General features: G+C 72.4%; 26 protein-coding genes. 9 read left to right on the top strand and 17 right to left on the bottom strand.

What is annotated here, in order from left to right; genetic code table 11:
- Positions 1–138 precede the first annotated feature (138 nt).
- Together ATL41_RS06055 and ATL41_RS06060 are read right to left on the bottom strand one after the other, a co-directional pair.
- Positions 139–744 carry a TetR/AcrR family transcriptional regulator gene (locus ATL41_RS06055; RefSeq protein ID WP_098457672.1) on the bottom strand — a complete coding sequence of 202 codons (606 nt, stop codon included), beginning with the start codon at positions 742–744 and terminating at the stop codon, positions 139–141.
- Positions 745–786: 42 nt separating this feature from the next.
- On the bottom strand, positions 787–1,104 hold the full coding sequence (locus ATL41_RS06060; protein WP_098457673.1) for a DMT family transporter: 318 nt from the start codon (positions 1,102–1,104) through the stop codon (positions 787–789).
- Positions 1,105–1,227: 123 nt separating this feature from the next.
- Between ATL41_RS06060 and ATL41_RS06065 the strand changes: the two genes are divergently transcribed.
- Both ATL41_RS06065 and ATL41_RS06070 read left to right on the top strand, forming a co-directional pair.
- Positions 1,228–2,190 carry a 1,4-dihydroxy-2-naphthoyl-CoA synthase gene (locus tag ATL41_RS06065; protein WP_425432660.1) on the top strand — a complete coding sequence of 321 codons (963 nt, stop codon included), beginning with the start codon at positions 1,228–1,230 and terminating at the stop codon, positions 2,188–2,190.
- A gap of 160 nt (positions 2,191–2,350) precedes the next feature.
- Positions 2,351–3,199 (top strand): aldo/keto reductase, encoded by an 849-nt coding sequence (locus ATL41_RS06070; RefSeq protein WP_098457675.1) that lies wholly within the window; start codon positions 2,351–2,353, stop codon positions 3,197–3,199.
- A 75-nt stretch (positions 3,200–3,274) separates the two neighbouring features.
- Here the strand turns inward: ATL41_RS06070 and ATL41_RS06075 are convergent, their stop codons facing one another.
- Both ATL41_RS06075 and ATL41_RS06080 read right to left on the bottom strand, forming a co-directional pair.
- A complete protein-coding gene (locus ATL41_RS06075; protein WP_098457676.1) occupies positions 3,275–3,520 on the bottom strand; it encodes a hypothetical protein in 246 nt (81 codons plus the stop codon).
- Positions 3,521–3,649: 129 nt separating this feature from the next.
- A complete protein-coding gene (locus ATL41_RS06080) occupies positions 3,650–4,732 on the bottom strand; it encodes a DUF3048 domain-containing protein (RefSeq protein ID WP_098457677.1) in 1,083 nt (360 codons plus the stop codon).
- 91 nt (positions 4,733–4,823) lie between these two features.
- Here ATL41_RS06080 and ATL41_RS06085 point away from each other — a divergent pair, with 91 nt between their 5' ends.
- Together ATL41_RS06085 and ATL41_RS06090 are read left to right on the top strand one after the other, a co-directional pair.
- Positions 4,824–6,101 carry an AMP-binding protein gene (locus ATL41_RS06085; protein ID WP_245854656.1) on the top strand — a complete coding sequence of 426 codons (1,278 nt, stop codon included), beginning with the start codon at positions 4,824–4,826 and terminating at the stop codon, positions 6,099–6,101.
- Positions 6,102–6,136: 35 nt separating this feature from the next.
- The gene (locus ATL41_RS06090; protein ID WP_098457678.1) at positions 6,137–7,006 is read left to right on the top strand and encodes a 1,4-dihydroxy-2-naphthoate polyprenyltransferase; all 870 of its coding nucleotides are present in this window, start codon (positions 6,137–6,139) and stop codon (positions 7,004–7,006) included.
- A 135-nt stretch (positions 7,007–7,141) separates the two neighbouring features.
- Here the strand turns inward: ATL41_RS06090 and ATL41_RS06095 are convergent, their stop codons facing one another.
- A complete protein-coding gene (locus ATL41_RS06095) occupies positions 7,142–7,399 on the bottom strand; it encodes a DUF4229 domain-containing protein (RefSeq protein ID WP_098457679.1) in 258 nt (85 codons plus the stop codon).
- A gap of 32 nt (positions 7,400–7,431) precedes the next feature.
- On the opposite strand from ATL41_RS06095, the gene ATL41_RS06100 reads away from it, so the two are divergent.
- Positions 7,432–7,893 carry a PLDc N-terminal domain-containing protein gene (locus ATL41_RS06100; protein WP_098457680.1) on the top strand — a complete coding sequence of 154 codons (462 nt, stop codon included), beginning with the start codon at positions 7,432–7,434 and terminating at the stop codon, positions 7,891–7,893.
- Positions 7,894–7,972: 79 nt separating this feature from the next.
- Here ATL41_RS06100 and ccsB read toward each other — a convergent pair whose 3' ends face one another.
- The 5 genes from ccsB to ATL41_RS06125 are packed head-to-tail and all read right to left on the bottom strand — an operon-like array spanning position 7,973 to position 12,839.
- Positions 7,973–9,010 (bottom strand): c-type cytochrome biogenesis protein CcsB, encoded by a 1,038-nt coding sequence (ccsB, locus tag ATL41_RS06105; protein WP_098457681.1) that lies wholly within the window; start codon positions 9,008–9,010, stop codon positions 7,973–7,975.
- The gene (gene resB, locus ATL41_RS06110; protein WP_098457682.1) at positions 9,007–10,710 is read right to left on the bottom strand and encodes a cytochrome c biogenesis protein ResB; all 1,704 of its coding nucleotides are present in this window, start codon (positions 10,708–10,710) and stop codon (positions 9,007–9,009) included. Before resB ends, ccsB begins: the two co-directional genes overlap by 4 nt.
- On the bottom strand, positions 10,707–11,564 hold the full coding sequence (locus tag ATL41_RS06115; protein ID WP_098457683.1) for a cytochrome c biogenesis CcdA family protein: 858 nt from the start codon (positions 11,562–11,564) through the stop codon (positions 10,707–10,709). Before ATL41_RS06115 ends, resB begins: the two co-directional genes overlap by 4 nt.
- Positions 11,561–12,151 carry a TlpA family protein disulfide reductase gene (locus ATL41_RS06120; RefSeq protein ID WP_245854658.1) on the bottom strand — a complete coding sequence of 197 codons (591 nt, stop codon included), beginning with the start codon at positions 12,149–12,151 and terminating at the stop codon, positions 11,561–11,563. The genes ATL41_RS06115 and ATL41_RS06120 overlap by 4 nt, the downstream gene beginning before the upstream one ends.
- A 7-nt stretch (positions 12,152–12,158) precedes the next feature.
- Entirely contained in the window at positions 12,159–12,839 is a 681-nt protein-coding gene (locus ATL41_RS06125) for a histidine phosphatase family protein (protein ID WP_098457684.1), read from the bottom strand.
- Between the two features lie 163 nt (positions 12,840–13,002).
- Here ATL41_RS06125 and ATL41_RS06130 point away from each other — a divergent pair, with 163 nt between their 5' ends.
- Positions 13,003–13,548 (top strand): YceI family protein, encoded by a 546-nt coding sequence (locus ATL41_RS06130; protein WP_098457685.1) that lies wholly within the window; start codon positions 13,003–13,005, stop codon positions 13,546–13,548.
- 72 nt (positions 13,549–13,620) lie between these two features.
- Here ATL41_RS06130 and ATL41_RS06135 read toward each other — a convergent pair whose 3' ends face one another.
- Positions 13,621–14,247 (bottom strand): redox-sensing transcriptional repressor Rex, encoded by a 627-nt coding sequence (locus tag ATL41_RS06135; RefSeq protein ID WP_098457686.1) that lies wholly within the window; start codon positions 14,245–14,247, stop codon positions 13,621–13,623.
- The gene (locus ATL41_RS06140) at positions 14,244–14,531 is read right to left on the bottom strand and encodes a glutaredoxin family protein (protein ID WP_098457687.1); all 288 of its coding nucleotides are present in this window, start codon (positions 14,529–14,531) and stop codon (positions 14,244–14,246) included. Before ATL41_RS06140 ends, ATL41_RS06135 begins: the two co-directional genes overlap by 4 nt.
- 38 nt (positions 14,532–14,569) lie before the next feature.
- Here ATL41_RS06140 and ATL41_RS06145 point away from each other — a divergent pair, with 38 nt between their 5' ends.
- The gene (locus tag ATL41_RS06145; protein WP_098458958.1) at positions 14,570–15,466 is read left to right on the top strand and encodes an HAD family hydrolase; all 897 of its coding nucleotides are present in this window, start codon (positions 14,570–14,572) and stop codon (positions 15,464–15,466) included.
- 152 nt (positions 15,467–15,618) lie between these two features.
- On the opposite strand, the gene ATL41_RS06150 is transcribed toward ATL41_RS06145, so the two are convergent.
- The 3 genes from ATL41_RS06150 to ATL41_RS06160 form a co-directional block, all read right to left on the bottom strand.
- Positions 15,619–15,717, bottom strand: coding sequence for a 30S ribosomal protein bS22 (locus ATL41_RS06150; protein ID WP_003792170.1), 99 nt, complete (start codon positions 15,715–15,717; stop codon positions 15,619–15,621).
- A 133-nt stretch (positions 15,718–15,850) separates the two neighbouring features.
- Complete coding sequence (locus ATL41_RS06155) at positions 15,851–16,057, bottom strand: helix-turn-helix domain-containing protein (protein WP_098457688.1); 207 nt, start codon at positions 16,055–16,057, stop codon at positions 15,851–15,853.
- 143 nt (positions 16,058–16,200) lie between these two features.
- The gene (locus ATL41_RS06160; protein ID WP_098457689.1) at positions 16,201–17,385 is read right to left on the bottom strand and encodes an acetoin utilization protein AcuC; all 1,185 of its coding nucleotides are present in this window, start codon (positions 17,383–17,385) and stop codon (positions 16,201–16,203) included.
- A gap of 114 nt (positions 17,386–17,499) precedes the next feature.
- Between ATL41_RS06160 and ATL41_RS06165 the strand changes: the two genes are divergently transcribed.
- Together ATL41_RS06165 and ATL41_RS06170 are read left to right on the top strand one after the other, a co-directional pair.
- The gene (locus tag ATL41_RS06165; protein WP_098457690.1) at positions 17,500–18,876 is read left to right on the top strand and encodes a TrkH family potassium uptake protein; all 1,377 of its coding nucleotides are present in this window, start codon (positions 17,500–17,502) and stop codon (positions 18,874–18,876) included.
- The gene (locus ATL41_RS06170) at positions 18,869–19,546 is read left to right on the top strand and encodes a potassium channel family protein (RefSeq protein ID WP_098457691.1); all 678 of its coding nucleotides are present in this window, start codon (positions 18,869–18,871) and stop codon (positions 19,544–19,546) included. The genes ATL41_RS06165 and ATL41_RS06170 overlap by 8 nt, the downstream gene beginning before the upstream one ends.
- 155 nt (positions 19,547–19,701) lie before the next feature.
- On the opposite strand, the gene ATL41_RS06175 is transcribed toward ATL41_RS06170, so the two are convergent.
- Together ATL41_RS06175 and ATL41_RS06180 are read right to left on the bottom strand one after the other, a co-directional pair.
- Complete coding sequence (locus ATL41_RS06175; RefSeq protein ID WP_098457692.1) at positions 19,702–23,112, bottom strand: immunoglobulin-like domain-containing protein; 3,411 nt, start codon at positions 23,110–23,112, stop codon at positions 19,702–19,704.
- 111 nt (positions 23,113–23,223) lie between these two features.
- The gene (locus ATL41_RS06180) at positions 23,224–26,886 is read right to left on the bottom strand and encodes an OmpL47-type beta-barrel domain-containing protein (protein ID WP_098457693.1); all 3,663 of its coding nucleotides are present in this window, start codon (positions 26,884–26,886) and stop codon (positions 23,224–23,226) included.
- Positions 26,887–26,955: the final 69 nt, after the last annotated feature.

Raw genomic sequence — 26,955 nt, forward strand, 5'->3', positions numbered from 1 at the left:
CGCGCTCAGCCCGCACCCCGGCGCCCGGCCAGCCCGTCGCCGAGGTAGGGGCGTGCACGCCAGGTAGGCCCCTGCAGCCCCCTACCTCGCGAGGGCACCCCTACCTCGCGAGGGCGCCCCTACCTGGCGACGGCACCCCTACCGCGCGAAGAGGCGGACGAGGAGGGCGGCGACGTACGGGCGCACGGGGCGTCCCTCGGAGAGGGCCGCGACCGCGCCGCCGTCGACGACGGCGAGGACGAGCGCGGGCGGCTCGTCGACGTCGAGCGCGCGCAGCATCTCCGTGATCGCGGCGTCGAAGCGGTGCCGTCCGGACGCGTAGCTGCGCGCGAGCGCGGGGGTGCGCCCCGCGCCGACGAGGTGCTCGTAGTGGTGCCGGACGACGGCGTCGTCCCCCTCAGGCAGGAGCGCGCGCGTGATGAGCTCGGCGCGGCGGATGCCCGTGGTCGCTGCGGCGACGGCCTCGGTGTCGTCGAGGACCTCGCGGATGTTGGTCGCCCAGGACTCGGCGAGGACGGCGCCGCCGACCTCGAGGATCTCCTCGAGCGACGAGAAGTAGTACGTCGTCGCCGCGAGCGGGACGCCCGCCCGCAGGGCGAGGGCGCGGTGCGTCAACGCTCCCGGGCCTTCCTCGCGGATGATCGCGGCGGCAGCAGCGACGAGCGCCTCGCGGCGCGCTTCACCGCGAGCGCGACGGCGCGGGGCGTCTGACGCGTCGGTCGCTGTGGGGTTCGGGGTCAGCACGGGGCGTCCTCAGGGCTGGGCGTCGAGGCTACGACGGCGGGGCTACGACTCGGAGAGGTTCAGCCCGACGATACCGGCCACGATGAGCACGAGGGAGACGATCTTCAGGATGCTCATCGGCTCGTCGAAGAGCGCGACGGCGACGATCGCGGTGAGGGACGCTCCGACGCCGGTCCAGACGGCGTACGCGACGCCGACGGGGAGGCTGCGCAGGGCGATCGCGAGGCCACCCATGCTCAGGGCGAGCAGGACGACGAAGGTGACGCTCGGCCAGAGGCGGGAGAAGCCCTCGGAAGCCTTGAGGCTCAGCGCCCAGCCGGCCTCGAGCATGCCGGAGATGATCAGGATGACCCATGCCATGGTGATGGTCCTCGGGATCGGGTAGCGGGCGTTCCCGCCTAGTTAGTGGTACGAGCGTACCACTTTCACATCGGCCGTCGGCACGCCCGTGCCGACCGATAACCTGGCCGCATGGTCACGCCAATGCCAGCTCAGGTCTCCGAGACGTTCGACCCCGCCCGCTGGCGCACGATCGCCGGCTTCGAGGGACTCACCGACATCACGTACCACCGCGGGGTCGAACGCACCGTCGACGACGACGGCACCGTCACCGCCGAGCGCGACCTGCCCGTCGTGCGCGTCGCGTTCGACCGCCCCGAGGTCCGCAACGCCTTCCGGCCCCACACCGTCGACGAGCTCTACCGCGTGCTCGACCACGCGCGCATGAGCGGCGACGTCGCCGCCGTCATCCTCACGGGCAACGGCCCCTCCCCCAAGGACGGCGGCTGGGCGTTCTGCTCGGGCGGCGACCAGCGCATCCGCGGCCGCGACGGCTACCGCTACGTCACTGACAACGAGGCCGTGACCGCCGACGCGATCGACCCGGCCAAGGCGGGCCGCCTGCACATCCTCGAGGTGCAGCGACTCATGCGGACGATGCCCAAGCCTGTCATCGCCGTCGTCAACGGCTGGGCCGCGGGCGGCGGGCACTCGCTGCACGTCGTCGCCGACCTGAGCATCGCGAGCCGCGAGCACGCCCGCTTCAAGCAGACCGACGCGAACGTCGGCTCGTTCGACGCCGGCTACGGGTCCGCGCTCTTCGCGCGGCAGGTCGGGCAGAAGCGCGCCCGCGAGGTGTTCTTCCTCGCACGCGAGTACTCGGCGCAGGACGCCTACGACTGGGGCGCGGTCAACGAGGTCGCGGACCATGCTGAGGTCGAGAACCTCGCTCTGGAGTACGCGCGCATCATCGCGACCAAGTCCCCGCAGGCCATCCGCATGCTCAAGTTCGCGTTCAACCTCGCCGACGACGGCCTGGCCGGCCAGCAGGTCTTCGCGGGCGAGGTCACGCGTCTCGCCTACATGACCGACGAGGCCGTCGAGGGTCGCGACGCCTTCCTCGAGCGCCGCGACCCGGACTGGTCCGGGTTCCCGTACTACTACTGACGCGCACGCCGGCAGCAGGCGGCCCGGGTCCCCTCGCGGGGCCCGGGCCGCTGCTCGTCGTGGGCGACCCGCGCGTCGCTGGGAGCCGCCCGCGGCGACACGGACGATTCATCCCTCGTATCGATTCGACCGATGGGCGTCCCAGGAGCATCATGGGGAGATGACCAACGCGCAGATCCCCACGATCACCCTCAACAACGGCGTCGAGATCCCGCAGCTCGGCCTCGGCGTCTTCCAGGTGCCCGAGGACGACACGCAGCGCATCGTCGAGGACGCGCTCGCCGCCGGCTACCGCCACATCGACACCGCCGCCGGCTACTACAACGAGGAGGGCGTCGGCGCCGCGCTGCGCGCGACCGACATCCCCCGCGACGAGATCTTCGTGACGACCAAGCTCCGCAACGGCGACCAGGGCTACGACAAGACGCTCGCCGCGTTCGAGGCGAGCCGCGCCGCCCTCGACCTCGAGTACGTCGACCTGTTCCTCGTGCACTGGCCCGTCCCCTCCCTCGACCTCTACGTCGAGACGTGGCGCGCCTTCGAGAAGCTCCAGGCGGACGGCCTCGTCCGCTCGATCGGCGTCTCCAACTTCCTCCCCGAGCACCTCGACCGCCTCGTCGCCGAGACCCAGGTCCTCCCGTCGGTCAACCAGATCGAGGTGCACCCCACCTTCCAGCAGGCCGAGCTCCAGGCCGCGACCCGCGCGCACGGCATCGCCGTGCAGGCCTACTCCCCGCTCGGCCGCGGCACCGACCTCGAGGCTCCCGCCGTCGTCGACGCCGCCCAGCGCCTCGGCGTCACCCCGGCGCAGGTCGTCCTGCGGTGGCACCTGCAGGCCGGGCGCATCGTCATCCCCAAGTCCGTCACGGCGGAGCGCATCCGCTCCAACATCGACGTCCTCGGCTTCGAGCTGACCGACGCCGACGTCGCAGCGATCGACGCGCTCGAGCAGGGGAACCGCCTCGGCGCCGACCCGGCCACCGCGGCGTTCACGCAGTACCGCGACTGACCTCAAGACCCGCGGCGCGTCAGCGGCCGCACCGGACACGCCCTCCCCGTCGCCCCCGAGACGTGGGAGGTCGTGTCATGCTCCGAGGAATGCCGAGGCGAGCGAGACGACCTCGCGCAGCCCCAGCGCGAGCGCCGTCGCGAGCGCCGTGAGCAGCGCGACCGAGACGGCGGTCGGCGCGGTCGACGTCTTCCAGCCGTCAGCGTCGTCGTCGACGTCTGCCGGAGGGAACGACGGGGGCGTGTCGAGCGTGCGGCGCTCGTCGCGAGCGTGCGCGCGGGAGAAGGACGGGAAACCGGGGTGCGGGTGCGTGGTAGCCATGGCTCTACCCTCGTCCGCAGCACCCCCGCGCCACATCGCCCCCGAGGCTCGACATACGACGACGCCGTACCCCGCGCGGGGTACGGCGTCGTCATACCTCGGGTGGACGGGGCGTGCGCCCGCTCCGGGTCAGCTCAGCTCGTACGAGCCCTTGCCCTTGTTCATGAGCTCGACCCACGTGTTGCCCGGGGCCAGGTCGAGCGGCTCGCCGTCCTTCGTCTGGAGCGTCAGCGGCGTGTCCTTGTCCTTCTTGACCCAGGTCGCCTCGATCGTCTTGCCGCCGGTCGCGACGAGGGCCTTGCCCTTGCCCACGAGGATGTTGTCCGGCACCATCGCGCCGCCCTGAGCGTCGAGGCCCGAGTCCTTCTGCTTGACCTCGACGACGACGACGTTGACGGCCTGGAGCTGGTCACCTTTGGCGTTCATCGCCTTGGCGCTGCCCTCCGAGCGCTTCCACGCGCCCTTCGACCACGTCCACGAAGGCTTGGCCGCACCCGACAGGTTGAGGTTGATCGTCTTCGTGTCCTTGCCGGACACCGCGGCGGTCGCCTCGGCCGGGTCGGCCGCGAACGTGAACTGCTGCTCCGGCGCGGACGAGTGCTTCTTGTCCGCGGCCTTCGCGATCGTCTTGAGGTTCGCGTAGACGTTGTGCGGCGCCGAGCGGGCGCTCGAGCGGGACATGCCCGCGACGCCGGCGTCGTGCGACATCGCCTGCACGTCGGACTGCGCGATGCGCGTGACCATGCGCTTCTGCGCACCCGAGAAGACGAACAGCGGGTTGAGCGGCGCGACGACGCGCAGGTCCACCGGACGGGCGGACCGCACGGGGCCCACCTCCTCGGGGAGCTTCGAGTTGTAGACGGCGATGAAGCGCGAGACCTCGAACTCGACGATCGTCTCCCAGACGACGTCGGCGTCCTCGAGGCCGCTCTGGGGACGGGCCGCGGCGGTGTTCTCGACCTTGACCGCGATCGCGGGACGCTCCGGGACCTCGTCGACCGGCACCCCCGTGAGCGGCCAGACGATCGGGGCGGCCGGCTCCGGCGCCGCGTTCTTGTCCGCGTCGACGTTCGGGTCGACCGTCACGGTGGGGGTCGGCACCGGGTCGGAGCCGCCGCACGCGGTGAGACCGAGGGCGAGGGCGGCGGCGGTGACGAACGCCAGGGAACCGCGCACGCTGGCGCGCGCGGCGGGGTGGGCGGTGAGTTGCACGGTCTGGTTCTCCCGGGGAGTTCGGTGCCCGACCGTCGCGGGCCGGGTTCTGCTGCGCCAACCAGCCTACGACCCCGTCTACGGTGAAGGGGTGAACCGTCCGCTGATCCGCGTCCCCTCCTCTCGTCCACTGCGCACGTCCTCCACGTCCGGGGCGACCGTGGCCGAGGCACACGACGACGTCATCGAGCTCGTGCGACTGCTGCGCGACGCGCTCGACGGCTCGGGCCCTGCGGTGCTCGCGGAACCTGCGGGCCCTGAGGACGAGGTGCTCCCGGAGGTCCCGGACGACGTCGCCGTCGTCGTCGGCACGTCCGGCTCGACCGGCCGCCCGCGCCGAGTCATGCTCACCGCGGACGCCCTGCGCGCGTCCGCCGAGGCGACCGCCGAGCGGCTCGGCGGCCACGGCCGCTGGCTCCTCGCGCTGCCGACGACGCACGTCGCGGGCCTGCAGGTCGTGCTGCGCGCCGCGCTCGCGGGCTCGGACGTCACGGCGATCGCGCCCGGCCCCTTCCGCCCCGAGACGTTCGTCGAGGCGGTGCAGCGCATGGACGCCGCCGCCCCGCTCGGCGGGTCGAAGCTCCTCCGGCTGACCTCCCTCGTCCCGACGCAGCTCCACCGCCTCCTCGAGGGCGCAGGGACGCCCGGGGGCGAGGCCGCGGTCGAGGCGCTGCGCTCGTTCGACGCCGTGCTCGTCGGCGGCGCGGCGCTCCACCCCGACCTGCGGGCCCGCGCCGAGGCGGCGGGCGTACGCGTCGTGATGACGTACGGCATGTCGGAGACGTGCGGCGGCTGCGTGTACGACGGCGTCCCCCTGCGCGGGGTGCGCGTGCGCACCGACCCGACGGGCCGCGTCCTGCTCTCGGGTCGCGTGCTCGCGCGCGGCTACCTCGGCGTGGACGACGCCGACAGCCCGTTCATCGACATCCACGGGGGGCGCTGGCTGCGCACCGAGGATCTCGGCGAGCTCGAGCTGTCCGAGGACACGATGCAGATCACGCTCACCGTCCTCGGGCGCGCGGACGATGTCGTCGTCACGGGCGGCGAGAAGGTGTCCGCGAGCGCGGTCGAGGCCGTGCTCAGCGGGTGGGGCGGCCTCGATGAGGTCGCCGTCGTCGGGACGCCGGACGACCAGTGGGGGCAGGTCGTCGTCGCGGTCGCGACCACGTCCGGGGACGTGCTGTCGCTCGACGACCTCCGCGCGCACGTCCGCGACGCGCTCGGCGCGGCTGCGGCGCCGCGCGTGCTGCGCGTCGTCGACGCGCTGCCCCTGCGCGGGCCCGGCAAGCCCGACCGCGCCGAGCTCGCCCGCCTCGCCGCCGAGGCGTGGGCTGCGGCCGCCGGGCCGGACGCCCCGGTGAGCAACTAGGCTCGTACGGTCGTCCCGCCGACCTGAGGAGAACGATGGCCACCCCCCGCCAGTGGATCGCCGGTGCCCGCCCGCGCACGCTGCCCGCCGCCGCCGCGCCGGTCTTCGTCGGCACCGGGGCCGCGGCCCAGCTCGACTCGTTCCACGCGGGCGCTGCGGCGCTCGCGCTCCTCGTCGCCCTCGCGATGCAGGTCGGCGTCAACTACGCGAACGACTACTCGGACGGCATCCGCGGCACGGACGCGGACCGTGTCGGGCCGATGCGCCTGACGGCGTCGCTCGCCGCACGTCCGTCGCAGGTGCGCGCAGCCGCGTTCGGGTCGCTCGCCGTCGGTGCGCTCGCCGGTCTCGGCCTCGTGGCACTGTCCGGCCAGTGGTGGCTGCTCGCGGTCGGTGCGGCGGCGATCGTCGCTGCGTGGTTCTACACGGGCGGCAAGCGACCTTACGGGTACATGGGCCTCGGCGAGGTCTTCGTGTTCGTGTTCTTCGGCCTCGTGGCCGTGCTCGGCACGACCTACACGCAGGCGGGTCGCATCTCCTGGGCGTCGGGCCTCGGGGCGGTCGCGATCGGCCTGATCGCGTGCGCGATCCTCATGGTCAACAACATCCGTGACATCCCGACGGACCACGTCGCGGGCAAGCGGACGCTCGCGGTGCGCCTCGGCGACCACCGGGCGCGGCGCGCGTACTGCGCGATGATCTGGGGCGCGATGCTCCTCGGCGTGCTGTGCGCCCTGACGACGCCGTGGGCGTTGTCGGTCGTGCTGCTCGCCTTCCCGGCGACGCTGCTGACGCTGCCCGTCCTCGCGGGCGCTCGCGGGCGGCTGCTCGTGCCGGTGCTCGGCGGGACGGGCCTGTTCGAGCTCGCGTTCGGGCTGCTCCTGGGCTTCTCGCTCGCCCTCTGAGCTCGGGACACCCGCACGGATCGCTCCCCTCGGCCCCACCGATCGCTCCCCTGCACACCTCACGTGTGCACCGGGGCGATTGGGATGCAGGAGGGGCCGAGCTGGTGCGGGCTCCTGCCTGGGGCTAGCCCTCCGTCAGCCCTCGGCCTCGGCGTCCTCGTCCGCCTCGTCACGTGCCGGCTTGCCCGCCGACGCGCGGCGCGCCTCGGCACGCTCGGCGAGGTAGAGAGCGGCTCGGTCCCGGGGCCCGCGCAGCAGCACGGGCGAGGCGAGCAGCGCGACGACGACGGCCACGAGCAGGAGCAGCCACCCACGGAAGCCCGCGAGGGCGAGCAGGCCCACGCTCGCCGCGAGCAGCAGGAGTCGGTAGACGGAGTACAGGACGACAGGCATGTCACCCAGCCTAGGCGTCTACCCTGGGAGGCATGCCCCGAGTACTTCTGGCACTGCTCGTGATCGCCATGACCGCGTACGCGGCCACGGACGCGTGGAACGCGGAGGACGAGGACCGGCGCGGACTGCCGCGTGGCCTCTGGTTGATCCTGATCCTGCTGCTCCCCGGCTTCGGCGCGATCGCATGGTTCGCGCTGTCGAGCCAGACCCGACGTGCGCGTGCTGGTGCCTCAGGTCGGCGTCGCGCACCCGGCGCGCGTCCCGGCGGCGGGCCCGGTCCCGCGCCTCGCCCCGGGGGTCCGGTCGCGCCCGACGACGACCCCGAGTTCCTGTGGCGCCTCGAGCAGGAGCGACGCCGTGCGGCCCGCGAGCGTCGCCGCGACCACGGGCACGGTCGTGCTGAGCGCCACGACAAGCACGAGCGCCCCGGGCACGAGCCCGAGGCCGACGACGGCGCGACGTCCGCCGACGACGGCAACCCTGCGAGCCCGTAGGGCTCCTGACGAGCCCGAAGACGACGGAGCGCCCGGCCGGACCGTGAGGTCCTGCCGGGCGCTCGTGCGTCGGAGCAGGTCAGATCTGCGAGTAGCTGTGCTTCCCGTTGAACAGGATGTTCACGCCGGTGAAGTTGAAGAGCACGCACGCGAAGCCGACGACGACGAACCACGCTGCGCGCCGCCCCGACCAGCCGCGCGTCGTGCGCGCGTGCAGGTAGGCCGCGTAGACGACCCAGATGACGAAGCTCCAGACCTCCTTGGGGTCCCAGCCCCAGTAGCGGCCCCAGGCGTCCTCGGCCCAGACGGAACCGCCGATGATCGTGAAGGTCCACAGCACGAAGCCGAGGGCGTTGATGCGGAAGCTGAGCATCTCGAGCTGCGCGGGCCTCGGGACGGAGTCGAGCCAGTGCCACGACGCGAGCACCGCGGAGCCGTTCTCGCGGGAGTCCTGCAGGAGCTGCAGCACGGACACGGCGAAGGCGACGCCGAACACCCCGGTCGCGAGGATCGCGATGCCGACGTGGATGACGAGCCAGTACGACTGCAGCGCGGGCTGCACGCCCGCGGCCTCGACGTGGAACGCGTTGAGCGCGACCATGAGCGCCGAGATCGACAGGATCGTCACGAAGATCCCGAGGAAGCGGACCTCGAGGCGCTGCTGGATGACGAGGAACACGAGGACGGTGCAGAAGGCGCCGACGAGCGTGAACTCGTACATGTTGGCCCACGGGGCGCGGCCGGCGGCGACACCGCGGGTGATGATCCCGGCGAGGTTGAAGAAGAACCCGAGCCACAGGGTCGACATCGCGATGCCGAGCGCCTTCGAGCTTCGCCATGCGCCCCACGGGGTGCCCTTGCCGCGCCCGGCGTTCGCGGCCGCGCTCGTGCCGACCGTCGCGTCGGGGCGTGCGGACCAGCCGGGCGTCGTGACCGACGTCGGCGTGCTCGCCGTCGCCGTCACGGGCGTGGCGGTCGCGAGCGCGGGCTGGGGCGCAGCCGCCTGGGCGGGTGCGCCCGCGCGGCGCGCCATGTCGATCGCGAACGCGACCATGGCGATCGTGTACGCGGTCGCGGCGCCCCACACGAGGATGTCGCTGATCTCACCGATGGTCATCGGTCGGCTCCTCCGGAGTCCTTCGTCGTCGCCCGGTCGGGCGTTGTTGCGGCCGACGCCGCGTCGAGCATCGCGTCGACCTCGCCGGGGAGGCCGGCGTCGTCGGTACGGGCGAGGCCCGCTGCGCTCACCACTGTACGTGCCTCGCCCTCGACGGTCTCCGTCCAGGTGCGCAGCCACACACGCCTGCGCGGCGTGAAGAGCGACAGCATGAGGCCGGCGAGGGCGAGGACGGCGAACGTCGCGATCCACAAGAGCGCGGGGTCGTGCCTCAGGTCGAGCGCGACGAAGCGGGGCACGCCCGTCGCGTCCTGGGTCGGGTCGGCGGGCAGGTCGCCGCGGAAGGTGAGCGTGCCGAGGCCCTCGGGCAGGTCGACGGTCTGGCCGGGCGAGATGACGAGCGTCGCCGGCTCGTCGCCGTCGGCCACCTGGATCATCGCGTCGGTGTCGAGCTCGTAGACGTTCTGCGGGACGCCCGAGTCGAGCCCCAGGTTGCCGCGCCACACGGTCAGCACGAGCACGGGGTTTCGCAGGTCAGGGTGGATCGAGCGGACGCCGTTCTCGGTCATCTGCGCGGTTGGCAGGAGGTAGCCGACGAGGCCGATCTGGTCGCCCGAGGTCACATCGGGGACCTTGATGACGCCGCGGGACGTGTAGACGGCGTCCTCAGGGATGAACGGGACCGGCCCCGAGAACGCGACGTTGCCGTCTGCGTCGACGACCTCGACGTCGGGGGCGAAGCCGTTGCCCTGCAGGTAGACCTTGGCGCCGCCGATCTCGAGCGGGTGGTTGACCTTGATCGTCTCGGGGCGGGGCTCCGCGGCGCCGTCGCGCACCGTCACGTGGGCGGTGAAGTCCTTCGCGGCGAGGCTCTCGTCCTCCGTGAACTCGGCGTCGAAGTCGTCGAGCGTGATCGAGAACGGGTGGAGCGACTCGGGGTCGAAGGCCGTGCCCGAGAAGAACGTGTCGTACGCGCTGACCGAGTTGGCGAAGCCGCGGCCCTGCACGACGATCGCCTGGCCGCGGTACTCGAGCGCCTGCCCGACGCCGACGGAGACGAGCAGGCCGAGGAGCGCGAGGTGGAAGAGCAGGTTGCCGGTCTCGCGCAGGTAGCCGCGCTCGGCGGAGACGGTGTGCGCGACGTCGTCCAGCGCGCCTGCGGGCGCGGGCTCGGTGCTCTGCTCGACGCGGAAGCGCGGGAGCCAGCGAGGGCCGCGCAGGTGCGCGGCTGCGGTGTCGGCGACGTCGGCGGGCGACGCGGCGACGACGCGCTCGGCACGTGCGGGGAAGCGGTCGAAGCGGCGCGGCGTGCGCGGCGGCTTCGCGCGCAGGGCGCGCCAGTGGGCGCGCACGCGCGGCGTGATGCACCCGACGAGCGAGACGAACAGCAGGATGTAGATCGCGGAGAACCACACCGACGCGTACACGTCGAACATGCCGAGGCGGTCGAGCCATGGCCCCGCGGTCGCGTGGTCGGCGAGGTACTGCTCGACGGCGGCCGGGTCCTGCGGGCGCTGCGGCAGCGCGGAGCCGGGGACGGCCGCGACGGCGAGCAGCATGAGCAGCAGCAGCGCGACGCGCATGCTCGTGAGCTGGCGCCAGGTCCAGCGGAGCCAGCCGACGACGCCGAGCGCGGGCAGCGGCGCAGAGCCGTTCTCGACGAACGCGTCCTCGATGCCCTCGGGGCGGTAGCCGCTCACAGCGCCGTCTCGAATCCGCCGACGAGCCCCGCGAGGGACTGCGTGATCGAACCCCAGAGCCCTGTGACGAGCGCGAGGCCGACGAGGACGAGGAGGCCGCCGCCGACGCGCATGACGGCGAGACGGTGGCGGCGCAGGAAGCCCGTGAGCCGCACGGAGGACTCGAGGCCGAGCGCGACGGCGAGGAACGGCAGGCCGAGTCCGAGGCAGTATGCGACGGCGAGGACGGCGCCGCGGCCCGCAGTGCCCTGGTCGAGCGCGAGCGCGTTGATCGCGACGAGCGTCGGGCCCATGCAGGGCGTCCAGCCGAGGCCGAAGACGAAGCCGAGGAGGGGTGCGCCCCACAGGCCTGCGCGGGGCGCGAGGTGGAAGCGGCGGTCGGTCTGCAGCGGCGCGAGGAGCCCCACGAACGCGAGGCCCATGAGGATCACGACGACGCCGAGGACGCGCGTGAGTGTTTCCTGGTGCTCGCGCAGCAGCCCGCCGACGGAGCCGAAGAGGATGCCGTAGGCGACGAAGACGACCGTGAACCCGGCGACGAACAGGCCGACGCCTGCGAGGACCCGGCCGCGGCCCGGCGTGCGCTTCTCGGCCGTGACGGTGTCGGTCGCGGCGGGGTCCGCCTGACCGTCGTGGGTCCGGGCGGCTTCGGCGTCGTCGGGGAGCGCGGCTCGGCGCGCGGGCCGGGCGTCGGCCGCCCCAGCCATCCCACCGAGGTAGCCGAGGTAGCCGGGCACGAGCGGCAGGACGCACGGCGACGCGAAGGACAGCAGCCCCGCGAGCACGGCGATCGGGAGGGCGAGGAGGAGGGAGCCGCTGAAGACGGTCGTCCCGGCGTCGGCGAGGAGAGTCACGACTCCGCCAGGACGTCGTCGAGGATCGCGGCGATCGTCGTCGCGTCGAGCAGGCCGAGGACGCGTGCGGCCACGCGGCCCTGACGGTCGAGCACGACCGTCGTCGGGGTCGCGGCGACCGGGACGACGCCCTCGAGGGCCGACGTCGCTGCGCCCGAGCGGTCGTCGATCGACGGGTACGGGATCTCGTAGGTGCGCTCGAAGGCCTGAGCAGCCCCGGCGTCGTCCGTGCGGTTGATGCCGAGGACGTGCACCCCGTCGTCGGCGCGGGACGTCGCGAGGTCGGCGAGGACTGGGGCCTCGACACGGCACGGCGGGCACGCGGCAAACCACGTGTTGAGGACGACGACGTCGCCGCGCCACGCGGAGACGTCGACCGGCTCGCCGTCGTAGTCGGTGCCGGTGAGCTCGAGCGCGGCTCCGCGCTCGGCCGCGGCCCACGTCCGCACGGAGCCGTCGCCGGACTGGTAGCCCTGGTCGGCGACCTGGACCGGGCCGTCGTCCGGGGTCGAGGAGCAGCCGGCGAGCAGCGCGACGGCGGCGACGACGGCGACGGCCGCGCGGGCGGCGTGGTGGCGAGGCTTCACGGCAGGCTCAGGCTCCCGCGACCTTGGAGGCGCCGGGCAGCAGGTCGGCGACGGGCTCGGAGTACTCGAGGCCGACGAAGCGGTCGCCGTCGAAGTGCAGCGACGTCACCGACGCGAGCGAGCACTCACGCTTGCGCGGGTCGTGGAAGTACGGCCGGCCCTCGTACGAGGAGCGCGTGATCCACACGGGCAGCTGGTGGGAGACGAGGACGACCTCGTGGCCCTCGGCGAGCTTGCGGGCGTCCTCGATCGCGGCGCGCATGCGCTCGACCTGCTTCTTGTAGGGCTCGCCCCACGAGGGGCGCCACGGGTTGACGAGGCGGGGCCAGTGGCGCGGGTGGCGCAGGGATCCGTCGCCGACGCCGAAGGTCTTGCCCTCGAAGTAGTTCTCGGCCTCGATGAGGCGCTCGTCGGTGCCGAGCTCGAGGCCGAAGGCGGCCGCGATCGGGGTCGCGGTCTCCTGGGCGCGCTGGAGCGGCGACGCGATGACGTGCGTGATGTCGCGGCGCACGGGGGTGACTCCGGCGGGGGTCGACTCGCTCACCTCGCCGGCGAAGTGCTTGGCCACGCGGGCGGCCATCTCGTGGCCGCGCTCGGAGAGGTGGTACCCGGGCAGGCGCCCGTAGAGGATCCCCTCCGGGTTGTGGACTTCGCCGTGGCGCATCAGGTGGACCGTGGTCTGAGGCATGGGCCTAGTGTCGCAAACTTCGCGAGAGGGCCGGGTGTGGTGCTCGTCTCTCGACGGCGTGGCGGGCCACCACTTGCGCTCCGGGCAGATGTGGTTGAAGATTAACTTGAAGCGGCAATCAATGCAGCCGCATGGACCTAGTCGCACACCCCAGGAGACTCACATGACCGCTCTTCCCGAGGGCCTCGCCCCCGCCACCTACACGATCGACCCGTCGCACACGCAGGCCGGCTTCACCGTCCGCCACGCAGGCATCTCGAAGGTCCGCGGCACCGTGCCGGTCCTCGAGGGCACCATCGTCATCGGTGAGGACATCGAGAGCTCCACCGTCACCGCCGTCCTCGACGCGACGAAGATCAGCACGGGCGACGCGAACCGCGACGCGCACCTGCAGAGCGCCGACTTCTTCTCGACCGACGTCAACCCGACGTGGACGTTCACCTCGACCTCGGTCAAGGCCGACGGCGGCGACTTCGTCGTCACCGGCGACCTCACCATCGCGGGCGTCACCAAGCCCGTCGAGCTCGCCCTCGAGTACACCGGCTCCGCCGTCGACGCCTTCGGCGCCGCCCGCGCCGGTTTCGAGGCGACCGTCACCATCTCCCGCAAGGAGTGGGGCATCACGTGGAACGCGGCCCTCGAGGCCGGCGGCGTCCTCGTGAGCGACAAGGTCGCCATCCTCATCGAGGTCTCGGCCGTCAAGGCCTGATCCTCGCCACAGTCACGAAGGCCCGGTGCACCCCCTGCACCGGGCCTTCGTCATGCCCGCACCCGGACGACGTCAGACGGGCGGCAGGTAGTACGACAGGATCTGCAGCTCGGCCGCGACGTCCACGCTGCGCAGCGCGACGCCGTCGGGCACCGTGAGCGCCCGCGGCGCGAAGCTCAGCACCGAGCGCACGCCGCTCGCCGCGACCGCGTCGAGCGCGTCCTGCGCCGCCGCGCCGGGGACCGTGAGCACCGCGAGCGACACCTCCCGCTCCGCGACGAGCCGCGGCAGGTCCGCGAGGTCCCCCACCTCGACACCCGCGACCGTCGTCCCGACGACCTGCGGGTCGACGTCGACGAGCGCGACGACCTCGAAACCACGCGGGACCAGTCCCGCGTAGCTCGCGACGGCCCGCCCCAGGTTGCCGACCCCCACGACGACGACGCCACGACGGCGCCCCACGCCGAGCGCGCCGCGCAGCTGCGCGCGCAGCTCCGCGACGTCGTACCCCACGCCGCGCTTGCCGTACGAGCCCAGGTGCGACAGGTCCCGGCGCAGCTGCGCCGACTCGACGCCCGCAGCCGCCGCGAGCTCGACCGACGACGCCGTCACGACGCCGCGCCGCACGAGGTCGTCGAGCACCCGCGCATACACCGGGAGGCGGGTCAGGGTCTGCGGCGGGACCGCGGTCGACGTCATCGCGCCGCCCCCGACGGTCGTCCCAGCGCGCGGCGCAGGCGCCGCTCGTCGACACGCCAGAACGCCTGCTGCACGCCGTCGACCAGGACGACGGGGACGTAGTCCGAGTACGTCGCGACGAGCGCCGGGTCGGCATCGACGTCCTGCTCGACCCACCGCTCCCCCAGCTCCGCGCACACGGCCGCGACGACCTCGCGCGCGTCCTCGCACAGGTGGCACGACGCACGCACGAGGAGCTCGACGCGCGGCGCTGCGCCGGCCGACGAGGTGGTCACCGGTTCCATACGGCAACAGTACGGACTGTCTCGATAGAGTGGACGACATGTCGACCGCCCGCGAGCCCTCCGCAGACGAGTCGGTCGAGCCGGCCCCCGAGGAGTCGGCCGAGGCCGCCGCCGACGCGGCTCTCGACCTGGCCAGCCCCGTCGAGAGCACCGCGGTCGACCCCGCACGCATCGCCGCGTTCTTCGACGTCGACAACACGATCATCCGCGGGGCGAGCGCCTTCCACCTCGCGATGGGCCTGTACCGCCGCGACTTCTTCAAGATCCGCGACCTCGTGTTCGCCGGGCTGCAGCAGTGGCGCTTCATCGCGCTCGGCGAGAGCAAGGAGCAGATCAGCTCCGTGCGCGACCGCGCGCTCGGCATCATCAAGGGCCACACGGTCGCCGAGGTCACCGCGATCGGCGAAGAGGTCTGGGACCAGGTGCTGTCGCTGCGGATCTTCCCCGGCACCCGCAAGATCCTCGACGCGCACCTCGCGGCCGGGCACCAGGTGTGGCTCATCACCGCGACGCCCATCGAGATCGGAGAGCTCATCGCGCGCCACCTCGGCGCGACGGGCGCGCTCGCGACGATCGCCGAGCACAAGGACGGCGTCTACACGGGCCGCCTCGTCGGCGAGATGATGCACGGCGAGAGCAAGGAGGCCGGCGCGCGCGAGCTCGCCGAGCGTCTCGGCCTCGACCTCGCGCACTGCTACGCGTACGGCGACTCGGCGAACGACATCCCGATCCTCAGCTCGGTCGGCCACCCGTGCGCGATCAACCCGGAGCCGCGGCTGCGCCGCCACGCGAAGGACGTCGGCTGGCCGGTGCGCGAGTTCCGCGGCAAGCGCCGCCTCGCGAAGCGCGGCGTGAAGACCGCGAGCGCCGCCGGTCTCGTCTGGGTGCTCACGCAGGCCGCCCGCGGGGCGCGTCGCAAGCTCGCCAAGCGCTGAGCCCGGACGGGCGACGCTGCCGCCTGGCGTCGCGCTGCCAGCCACTCGCGCGCTTCCCGCCGCGCCGCCCCCCGTGTATCGACGCCCGGGATACGGCAAGAGCCCCCGTCCCGAGGGACGAGGGCTCTTCGCAGAGAACGCCTGCGGCGTCCTTACTTCTTGTTGCGGCGCTGGTGGCGCGTCTTGCGAAGCAGCTTGCGGTGCTTCTTCTTCGCCATACGCTTGCGACGCTTCTTGATAACGGAGCCCACGGGTCCTCGCAATGTCGATCGGTAGCTTGCACGGCACACCGGGAGGCACCGCGCTCGGAAAGTCCGTCCGCCAGTCTAACCCCTGCCGCAGCATGCCCGCGACACGGGTATCAGGACGGCTCAGGCCAGGTCGTCAGGAGGACTTGAGGTCCCGCACGTCCTGGGCGCCGCCGAGGTACTGGTGCAGCGCCTCGACGGGCACGCGGAACGACTTGCCGACCCGCACCGCCGGGATCTCGCCCGAGTGGACGAGGCGGTAGACGGTCATGCGAGACACCCGCATCTCCTCAGCCACCTCGGCGACGGTGAGGAAACGAGGCCTCGCGGCGGCGTCGGACATGCATGCGCTCCTCGTGTCGGACCAGGTCAGGCGGTCTGCGGGCGCGCGGCGGGACGCCGCGCACGTGCAGCACACTCTAGGGCCTGCTCGGCTCGCGGGGGAAGACGGTTCACCCTCCTGGGAGCTACCGCCCACCTGCCCTCTCAGTACACCTCGGGGTGCAACCCCCGCAGGGGGAAGACGGCGGACCTCGTCGCCATGACCGCGCGGTCGACGTCGTCGGCCGGGTCGTAACGCCCGGACCATGACGGGTCGGCGTGCTGCTCGTCACCGTCCTCGTGGATCACGACGGGCGGCTCGGCCCCGACCTCGCGTCGCACGAGCTCGCGCCACTCCTCCGGGATCGGCGTGTGCGCGGGGACCGGCACGTGCGCGGCCTCGGCGAGGACGCTCGCCCACACGCGCGGCACGACGTCGACGACCGAGTACCCGCCACCGCCGAGCGCGACCCAGCGGCCGTCGCACAGCTGGTGCGCGAGCCCGTGCATGCGCCGCGCCGCCGCGCGCAGCGCGGCCGTGCTCACGCGCAGCGACGACAGCGGGTCGTGCGCGTGGGCGTCGCAGCCGTGCTGCGTCACGAGGACCTGCGGACGGAAGTCCGCGAGGACCTCGGGCACGACGCCGTCGATCGCCCGCAGCCAGCCCTCCGGACGCGTCCGCGCCGGGAGGGCGACGTTGACCGCACCCCCGGGCGCGTGCGGCCCGCCCGTCTCGGTCGGGTAGCCCGTGTGCGGGAACAACGACGCGGGGCTCTCGTGGACCGACACGGTCAGGACACGCGGCTCGTCCCAGAACACCTTCTGGACGCCGTCGCCATGGTGCGCGTCGAGGTCCACGTACGCGACGCGCTCCGCGCCGTCGTCGAGCAGCGCACGGATCGCGACGGCGGCGTCGTTGTAGATGCAGAAGCCCGACGCCGCGTCGGGCATCGCGTGGTGCATCCCGCCCGCGACGCTCACCCCGTGCTGGGCCTCGCCGCGCCAGACGGCGCGGGCCGCGGCGACCGTGCCCGCGACGATGCGGGCGGCGGCGTCGTGCATGTCCTCGAACAGGGGGTCGTCCTGCGTGCCGAGGCCGCGGCGCACGTCGCGCACGCCGCGGGACGCCGCGTGGACCGCAGCGACGTACTCGGGCGTGTGGACAGTCTCGAGGAGGGAGTCGGGAGCGATGCCCGCGTCCGCGACGACGACCCCGTCCGCGTCGAGCACGCCGAGGGCGCGCGCGAGCTCGATCGTCAGGTGCAGGCGCAGGGGCGCCATCGGGTGCTCCGGACCGAAGTCGTAGCCGAGCAGGTCCGCAGCCCACGCCACGTGCGCCGTCGCCGCCATGTCGCCACGCTAGCGCGCCCGCCGCGCGACGGCGCGGCACGTCCGCGTCCCGCACCACGGGGCCTGCGAGGTGGCACCATGGGCCAGTACGCCGTACTCGCTGGGAGGTGACCGATGGCGCCGAAGCTGTCGGCACCGCTGTGGGCCGGACGAGAGCTCGTCGACCGGATCGCCCGCCGCTCCCCGGCCCGCCTCGCGCTCCTCACGTTCGCCGGCGTCATCGCGGTCTTCACGGCGCTGCTCAACCTTCCCGCGGCGACCGCGACCGGTGTGCGCGCCCCGTTCGTCGACGCGTTCTTCACCGCGACGTCGGCCGTCTGCGTCACGGGGCTCGTGACCGTCCCGACGGGCACCTACTGGTCCGGCTTCGGTCAGGCCGTCATCCTCGTCGGCATCCAGGTCGGCGGCCTCGGCGTCATGACCCTCGCGTCGATCCTCGGTGCAGCGGTCTCCCGGCGCATCGGCCTCACCCAGCGCCTGCTGACGGCGTCCGAGACCAAGACGACGCGGCTCGGCGAGGTCGGCTCGCTCATCCGCGTCGTCGTCATCACGTCGCTGAGCCTCGAGGCCTTCATCGCGGCGCTGCTGCTGCCGCGATTCATGACGCTCCACGAGACGTTCCGCGAGGCGCTCTGGCACGCGGTGTTCTACGCCGTCTCCGCGTTCAACAACGCGGGCTTCGTCCCGACCGCCGAGGGGCTCGCGCCCCACGCGGGCGACTGGCTCCTGCTGCTGCCGATCATCCTCGGCGTGTTCATCGGGTCGCTCGGCTTCCCCGTCATCCTCAACATCGCGCGCGTCGGCCGCCGCGCGAGCCGCTGGAACCTGCACACCAAGCTGACGCTCACCGTGTCGGGCGCGCTCGTCGTCGTCGGCGGCCTCCTGTTCGCCGCGTTCGAGTGGCGCAACGAGGAGACGATCGGCCCGCTCGGCTGGCCGGCCAAGCTGCTCTCGGCGCTCTTCGCGGGTGTGATGCCGCGCTCGGGCGGGTTCTCGACGGTCGACGTCAGCTCGATGAAGGAGTCGACCTGGCTCATCAACGACGCCCTCATGTTCGTCGGCGGCGGCTCCGCGTCGACCGCGGGCGGCATCAAGGTCACGACGCTCGCCGTCCTCCTGCTCGCGATCGTCGCGGAGGCCCGCGGTGACCGGGACATCGAGGCGTACGGGCGGCGCATCCCGCGCGACACGCTGCGCCTGTCGATCGCTGTCGCGTTCATCGGCGCGACGGCGGTGCTGGTCTCGACGCTCGTGCTCCTCGAGATCACCGGCTGGTCCCTCGACGTGCTGCTCTTCGAGACGATCTCGGCGTTCGCGACGTGCGGGCTGTCGACCGGGGTGACGCACCTGCTGCCCGAGGAGGGCAAGTACGTGCTCATCGTGTTGATGTTCGTCGGGCGCACCGGCACCATGACTCTTGCTGCAGCCCTCGCCCTGCGCGACCGCCGTCGCGTCATCCGGCTGCCCGAGGAGAGGCCCATCATTGGCTGACAGGAACACACCGGCGAGCGCCCAGGACGCGGGTGTCCTCGTCATCGGGCTCGGGCGCTTCGGCGCCTCCATCGCGACGACGCTCGACCGGCTCGGTCAGGACGTCCTCGCCGTCGAGCGCTCCGCGGACCAGGTCCAGCACTGGACCGGCCGCCTGCCGCTCGTCGAGGCGGACGCGACCAACCCCGAGGCGCTCGAGCAGCTCGGTGCGCGCGACTTCCCGGTCGCGGTCGTCGGCGTCGGCTCGTCGCTCGAGGCGTCCGTGCTCATCACGGGCAACCTCGTCGACATCGGCACGCCGCAGATCTGGGCGAAGGCCGTCTCGGCCGAGCACGGCCGCATCCTGCAGCGCATCGGCGCGCACCACATCGTGTTCCCGGAGGCGGACGCGGGCAACCGCGTGGCGCACCTCGTCTCGGGCAAGCTCATGGACTACATCGAGGTCGAGGACGGCTTCACGATCGTCAAGATGCGCCCGCCGAAGGAGACGCAGGGCTTCACGATCGAGCAGTCGAAGGTGCGTGCCCGCTACGGCGTGACGATCATCGGCGTGAAGCCGCCGGGCCAGGACTTCATCTACGCGACGCCGCAGACGCGCATCTCGGCGAACGACATGCTCGTCGTCTCGGGGCACTCCGAGCTGCTCGAGCGGTTCGCGGCGCGCCCCTGAGGACGCGATCGAGGGTCAGGTCCGGCCTTCGCCACGGCCGGACCTGACCCTCCCGGAGCCACCGGTTCTCCACCCCGGCGACCCCGGTGCGACGGGGTGACACCCGTGCAACCGCCCCGTCGCACCGGCGGCCTCCAAGGAGGCCGCCGGATCTCCTAGCGGCGGACGGTGAGGTTGGTGGTCCTGGTCGACGTGCTCGCGCTGGACGAGCCCTTGAACGTGACCGTGACCTTGTAGGTGCCCTTCGCGAGCCTGGGCAGCGTCACGCTCCCCTTGCCCTTCGCACCCACGTTCACGGTCCGCGTGACCACCGTGCGGTTCTTGCCCTTGACCTTCGAGGTGACCTTCACGCTCACCTTCCCGGCCCTCGACCCCGCACTGATCACGGTCACCGCGACCTTCGCCTTCGAACGCACCGTGACCTTCTTCGGCGTCACCTTCACCGACACCTTCGACGACGCCTTGACCACCGTGACCACGACCATGTCCGACGAACCCGCAAACCTGGAGTCACCGCCGTACGACACCGTCAACGTGCGACGACCCACCGCCAGGTCCTTGACCAGACGCACCGTCGCACCACCGTTCTTCAACGTCGCGGCACCCACCACGCGCGAGCCGTCGAGCACACGCACCTGACCCGACGCCGCCCCGCCAGCCCCAGACACCCTCACCCGCACGCTCGCGACCTTGCCGACCGCCACCTTCGCCGGCGAGACCACCGCCACCGTCGCCGACGGCGCCAGCACCACACCCGCACGCGGCACCACCACCGAACCGACCGGCTCGACGTTCCCCGCACGATCAACCGCGCGGAACTGCACCGTCGTCTCCCCCGAACCCACCTTCACCGGGCCGGTGTAGCGGGTCCACGCGCCGACGGTCGAGCCGACGACGAGGCGGTACTCGACCCGGTCGACGCCCGAGCCGCCGTCGGCGCTGCGCAGCGTGACCGTGCGCGCCTTCGCGTCGACCGTCGCGCTCGTCACGGGCGGCGTCGTGTCGGCCGGGGCCGGGACGACGAGCGTGCCCGACGTCGAGCTGGCCGCGACGACGTCGTAGCCGAGGTACTCGGCCACGACGTCGGCCGTGCCCGCGCGGAGGGTGTCCGGGAGCGAGACGCTCGCCTTGCCGTCGACGAGGCGAGCGGTCGTCGACCACACCTCGTCGACCGTGACGCGGACCGACCCCGCGACCTGCCCCGCGTCGCTCGCCGTGACGGTGACGTCCGCGCGCGAGGCCGTGCCGGCCGGAGCCGGTGCGAGCGTGAGCCGCGTCGTCGACGTGACGGCCGTGGCCGGGTTGCCGCGGACGGCGTCGAGCTCCGCCTTGGTCACGGGCGCGACCGTGCCGTGGCGCGGGCTCGTCGGGAGGGAGTACGGGGTCGGGATGACCCAGTCCGGCTCGTCGAGGCTGTCCGAGTGCATCGGGATGAAGCCGCGGCCGCCGTACTCGTCGACGAACAGGTAGTAGCCGCCGCCGTTGACGTCGCCCTCGTTGGCCTTGAAGATCGTCGGCCCCTCGAGAGCGCCGGTGCGGGCCTTCTGGCCGATGCAGTCGGTGACGTGCTCCCACTGCGACAGCGGCGCGGTCAGCGTGCGTGAGCGCTCCTGGATGATGTCGACGCAGCCGCTCGCGGAGCCCTCGTCCTTGGTGAAGCGGTGGTACCAGCCGTCCTCCTTGATGACGGTCGAGTCGATGAGCGACTTGCCGGAGTCCTGCCAGACCTGCGCCTCGCTGAAGGTCACGAAGTCGCGCGTCGTCGCGTACATCATGCGGTTGTGCTGGTTGCCCGTGTGGTTCGGGTCGTCGTCGGCGAACAGCTTGGACGCCCAGAACACGACGTACGCGCCGAGCTCGTCGTCCCAGTACGCCTCGGGCGCCCACGTGTTGCCCGCGTTGTCCGGCGACACCTTGACGTGGCGCTGCTCCGACCAGGTGACCAGGTCGGTCGACTCCCACACCTCGATGTGCTGGCTGCCGTGACGCTGCGCGGCGTCCCAGTCGCCGTTGCGGCCGATCGAGAGGTCGGTCGCGATGAGGTACCAGCGGTCGCCCTCGGGCGAGCGGATGAGGAACGGGTCGCGCAGGCCGCGCGTGCCCTTGGTGGACTCGAGGACGGGGGTGCCGTCGTTGAGCTCGTCCCAGCGCAGGGCGTCGTTGCCGCGGCTCGCGGCGAGGTAGATCTTCTCGCCGGCGATCGAGTTGCCGGTGAAGTACGAGAACACGTAGCCCTGGGTCGGGACGGCGCGGGGCGCCGCCTTGACGGTCAGGCGGTGCGCGAAGGTCGCGCTCTCGGCGCCGTTGGTGGCGCGCGCGGTGAGCGTGACGACGACGTCGTCCTCGCCGTACGCGGGGCGCGTCACCTCTCCGGTGGTCGTGACGACGTCTGCGTCCGAGCTGGTCCACGTGATCGAGGAGCCGAGCGGGCCGGTCTGCGGGAGCGTGATGTTGCCGCGGACGTCGCCCGGGGCGACGAGCGCGACGTTCTCGGCGTCCCATGCGGCCTTCTCGGCGGGCGTGACGTCGGGCAGGACGGTCGCGGTGAAGGTCCTGGTCTTGGTCGCGGTGCCCTTCGTGAGGGTCGCCGTGAGGACGACGTCGACCGGGTCGTCGGCCGGGTCGGGGCGCGTGACGCGGCCCGTCGGGGAGATGACGTCGGGCTTGTCGGAGGACCACGAGACCGCGACCCCGTCCGCGAGGGTCGGGAGCGTCAGGTCGGTTGCGACGGCGGTCAGGTCGCCGAGGTCGAGGCTCGCCGCGGCATCGTCGAGGACGTCGTCGATGACGCGCTCGGCGAGCTCGGCGACGTCGTCGGCCGGCAGCGCGTGGTCGTAGACGCGGAAGTCGCGCAGGACGCCCTTGAACGAGCCGTCGGCGTCGTACGCCGAGCGTCCGAGGAAGTTGCGCGTCGTCACGCCGCCGCCGATCGAGCCGGGAGTGATCGTGACGTCCGTCTTGCGGGCGACCTCGACACCGTCCTCGTAGAGGATGCCGGTCGTGCCCGTCTGGGTGTACGCGATGTGCTTCCACACGCCCTGGGTGAGCGGCGTGCCCTTGGACGTCACCTGCTCGCCGCCCCAGGCGGCGGGGCTGAGCGCGACGCGGTACGGGAAGGCCGTCGTGAAGAAGTAGCCGTTGCCGCTCTGCGGCGTGCCGACGGCCTCGTTGCCGAAGTTGTAGATGAAGTGGTTGCCCTGGAGGGCAGGATCGACCCAGACGTCGGTCGCGACCGTGACCGAGTCGAGGCCCGCGAGGATGTTGTCCGGCATCTTGATGGCGTTGCCGCCGCTCGACGCACCGCCAGAGAAGGTGAAGCCGTCGCCGCCGGTCCAGGCGGCGGCGCCGGTGACGGTCGCGTCGTTGTCGTTGCCGGACGAGTCGGCGGCGACGGTGCCAGCCGTCTCGTCGAGCTTGTACCAGGCGACCATGCCGTCCGGTACGGGCTCGGGGTCGGCGGCCTGCGCGGGCATGGCCGCGAGGCCGGTGAACGTGAGGGCCGCGATCGCCGACCAGGCGATCGCGCGCCCGGTCCGCGACGGCGGCCGGTTGAGTCGTGCAGTCATGTCACTCCTTCGTGAGGGGGTGGGGTGGGCCCGGACCGGGCCCACCCCGGGGAGGGCACGCGGCGCCCGTGGGGGTGGGCGCCGCGCACCGAGTCCTTCGGGGACGAGCGCCTAGCGGCGGACGGTGAGGTTGGTGGTCTTCGTGGCCTTGCTCGCCGACGACGACCCGCCGAACGTGACCGTCACCTTGTAGGTGCCCTTCTTCAGCTTCGGCAGCCGCACGGACGCCTTGCCGCCCGCACCCACGCTCGCCGACCGCGTCACGACCGTGCGCGTCTTGCCCCGCACCTTCGAGGTGACCTTCACGCTCACCTTCCCAGCCTGCGCACCCGCGCTCTTCACCGTCACCGCCACGGTCGCCCTCGACCGCGACGTGACCTTCTTCGGCGCCAACTTCACCGACACCTTCGAAGCCGCCCTGACGACCTTGAGCACGACCGAGTCCGACGACCCCGCAAACCTCGCGTCACCGCCGTAGGACACCGTCAACGACCGACGCCCCACCGCCACGTCCTTGACCAGCCGCACCGTCGCGCCACCCTGCTTGAGCGACGCCGACCCGACCACACGCTTGCCGTCGAGCACACGCACCTGACCCGACGGGACCCCGCCAGCACCAGAGACCCGCACCCGCACGCTCGCAGCCTTGCCGAACACCACCCGCTCCGGAGCAACCACCGCCACCGTCGCCGACGGCGCCAGCACCACACCCGCACGCGGCACCACCACCGAACCGACCGGCTCGACGTTCCCCGCCCGATCAACAGCGCGGAACTGCACCGTCGTCTCCCCCGAACCCACCTTCACCGGGCTCGAGTACGCGGTCCAGGCGCCGTTGCCGACGCGCGTCTCGACGCGGGCCACGCCGGACGTGTCGTCGCCCGCCCGGAGCGTGACCGTGCGCGCCTTCGCGTCGACCGTCGCGCTCGTGACCGGAGCGGCCGTGTCGATGTCGACGTCGATCGCCGCGACGGTCGAGACGTTGCCCGTCTCGTCCGTCGCGCGGGCCCGCACCTGGTGCCGCCCGTCGTCCGTGAGCGAGACCGACGCCGTGGCACCGTCCGTGCGCTGCCAGGCACCGCCGTCGACCGAGACCTCGACGGCCGCGACTCCCGAGTCGTCGCTCCCCGTGGCCGTCACGGTCACGGGGCTCGACGTCCACCAGCCAGCGCTGCCCGTCGGGGCCGCGGGAGAGGCCGCGAGCGCGACCGTCGGGTCGACGGCGTCGCGCACCGTGACCGTCACGACCGCCTCGACGGGCGACCCCGCGACCGGGGCGACCCGGAGCGTGAACGTGCCGCGCTCGGCGTACTGCGCCGGGTCGACGGCCGGCCACGTCACGGGCACGGCCCGGGTCGAGCCGTCGCGGTAGGTGACGGTGGCCGTCGTCGGGAGCGTCGGGGCGACGCCCTCGCGCGTGGTGACCGTCTGCGGCGCGATCGAGTCGACGAGCAGGTCCGGCTGGTACGCGGCGAGCAGATTCTCGTACTCCGTCTGCGTGATCGGCAGGACGGTGCCGTGGCGCGGGCTGAGCGGCAGGTCCGCCTGCTCGGCGACGCTCGTCCACGTACCCGAGGCGAGGTCCGTCGACGAGAACGGCACGTAGCCGCGACCACCGTGGTAGCTCGGCTGGTCCTGGAACAGGAACCACGTGTCCTGGCCGCCGGTGTTGACGTCGCCGTCGTTCGCCTTGAAGACGGTCGGGCCCTCACCGTTGGTGAAGGTGCCGCCCCAGCCGTTCGGCCGGCCGACGCCGACGGCCTCCTTGACGAGCTGCCAGCCGGGGCTGCTCGTCGTCGTCGGGAGCGAGCCCTCGACGCGTGCGTGCAGGTCGGTCGACCTCTCCTGACGGACCGTCATGGATGCCTCGTCCTTCGTGAGGCGGTAGTAGACGCCGTCGTGCTCGACGACGGTCGAGTCGATCATGCCGAGGCCGTTGCCGCGCTTGACGTCGATCCAGGTCTGCGGCTCGGTGAACGTCACGAAGTCACGGGTGCTGACGACCATCATGCGGTTGTAGCTCGTGCTCGCGGACCGTCCGGTCGTGCTCGTCGTGTCGTAGAGGTTGGACGCCCAGTACACGAGGTAGCTGCCCGTCGACTCGTCCCAGTGCGCCTCGGGTGCCCACGTGTTGCCCGCGTAGTCGGACGACACCTTGACGTGCCGCTGGTCCGACCAGGTGACGAGGTCCGTCGACTCCCAGATCTCGAGGTAGAGGCTGCCGCGCTCCTGCGCGACCGTGAAGTTGGACCCTGCCGCGATCTGCAGGTCGGTCGCGAGGAGGAAGAACCGGTCGCCCTCGGGGGAACGGATGATGAACGGGTCGCGCAGACCCTTCTCGCCGTGGTCCGAGGTCAGGACAGCACGACCGTCGTTGAGCTCGTCCCAGTGCAGGGCGTCGTTGCCCTTGCTCGCGCCGAAGAAGATCTTCTCGCCGCCGACCTGCTCACCCGTGAAGTACGGGAAGAAGTACGCGGTCGTCTCCTCGGGCTCGGGAGCCGGGACGACGCGTGCCATGAGCTCGCGCGAGCCGGTCGCGGTACCCGCCGAGGCGCCCACGGAGAGCGTGACCTCGACCGGGTCGTCGCCCGCCGCTGGTCGCGTGACCTCGCCGGTCGCCGTGATGACGTCGGGCCTGTCGGAGGTCCACGCGAGGTCGACGACGCCGACCTGGGCAGGCAGGTTCACGTTGCCGCGGACGTCGCGCAGGTTGGGGATCTCGAGGTCGTCGAGGACGCCGTCGACCACCTGCTGCAGCGAGCGGACCCTCACGAGGAAGTCGCGCGTGACGGAGGCGCCTCCGAGCGTGACGGTCGCGGTGAGCGTGACCTCGACGACGTCGTCCACGGGGACGACCGCGCCCGAGGCCGACACGACCGCGGGGTTGCTCGACTCCCAGGTGATCGCCGACCCGCCTCCTCCGCGGGTCGGCAGCGTCAGGTCGGTCCCGACCGAGCTGAGATCGCCCAGGTCGATCGCCGCAGCGTCCGCGGCGCGCACGGCTGGCGCATCGAGGAGTCCGTCGTAGACCTTGAAGTCGCGGATCTTGCCCTTGAACGAGTTGTCCGGGTACGCGGAGGCGCCGAGGACGTTGCGCGTCGTCGTGCCGTCGGGCTCGCCGAGGTCCTTGGGCGACACCGTCAGGCCGGACGTCGAGGCGACGAGCTGGCCGTCCTCGTAGAGGCGAGCGGCGCCGGGCTCGGCGACGGAACCGCCGTCGACCACGTACGTGAGGTGCTTCCACGTGCCCGTCGCGATGCCGCCGGCCCGCGAGACGGACTGCTCGGTGTGGTAGCCGTCGGAGGCGATCGTCGCGCGCAGCCGTGAACTCGAGTCCTTGCCCGTGACGAACAGGTAGCCGGTCCCGTTCGGGTACACGGCCGGGTTGCCGAAGTTGAAGATGAAGTAGTTGCCGGACAGCGACGCGTCGACCCAGACGTCAAAGTCGATCGTCACGTCGTCGACGCCGGCGAGCATGTCGTCGGGCAGCGTGATCGCGTTTCCCGAGTTGTTCGGGCCCCCCGAGAACGTGAAGCCGTCGCCGTCGTTCCAGGTCGCCGCGCCGGTGACCGTGCCGTCGAGCCCGTTGCCCGAGGAGTCGGCGGCGACGGTGCCGCTCGTCTCGTCGAGCCTGTACCAGGCGATGAGGTCGGGCTCGTCGCCCGCGGCCTGGGCCGGTGCTGCGGTGAGGCCGGTGAGCGCGACGGCGGTCGCCGCGGTCCACGCGGTGCCGTGCGCGAGCCACCGGCCGAGCGCTGTCCTTCGTGTTCTCATGTCACTCCTTCGTCGGGGGTGAGGCAGGTCGGCAGCTCCTCCTCCTTGAGCAGCTGCCGGGCCGTCTCC

This window comes from Flavimobilis soli (assembly GCF_002564025.1).
GTDB lineage: Bacteria > Actinomycetota > Actinomycetes > Actinomycetales > Cellulomonadaceae > Flavimobilis > Flavimobilis soli.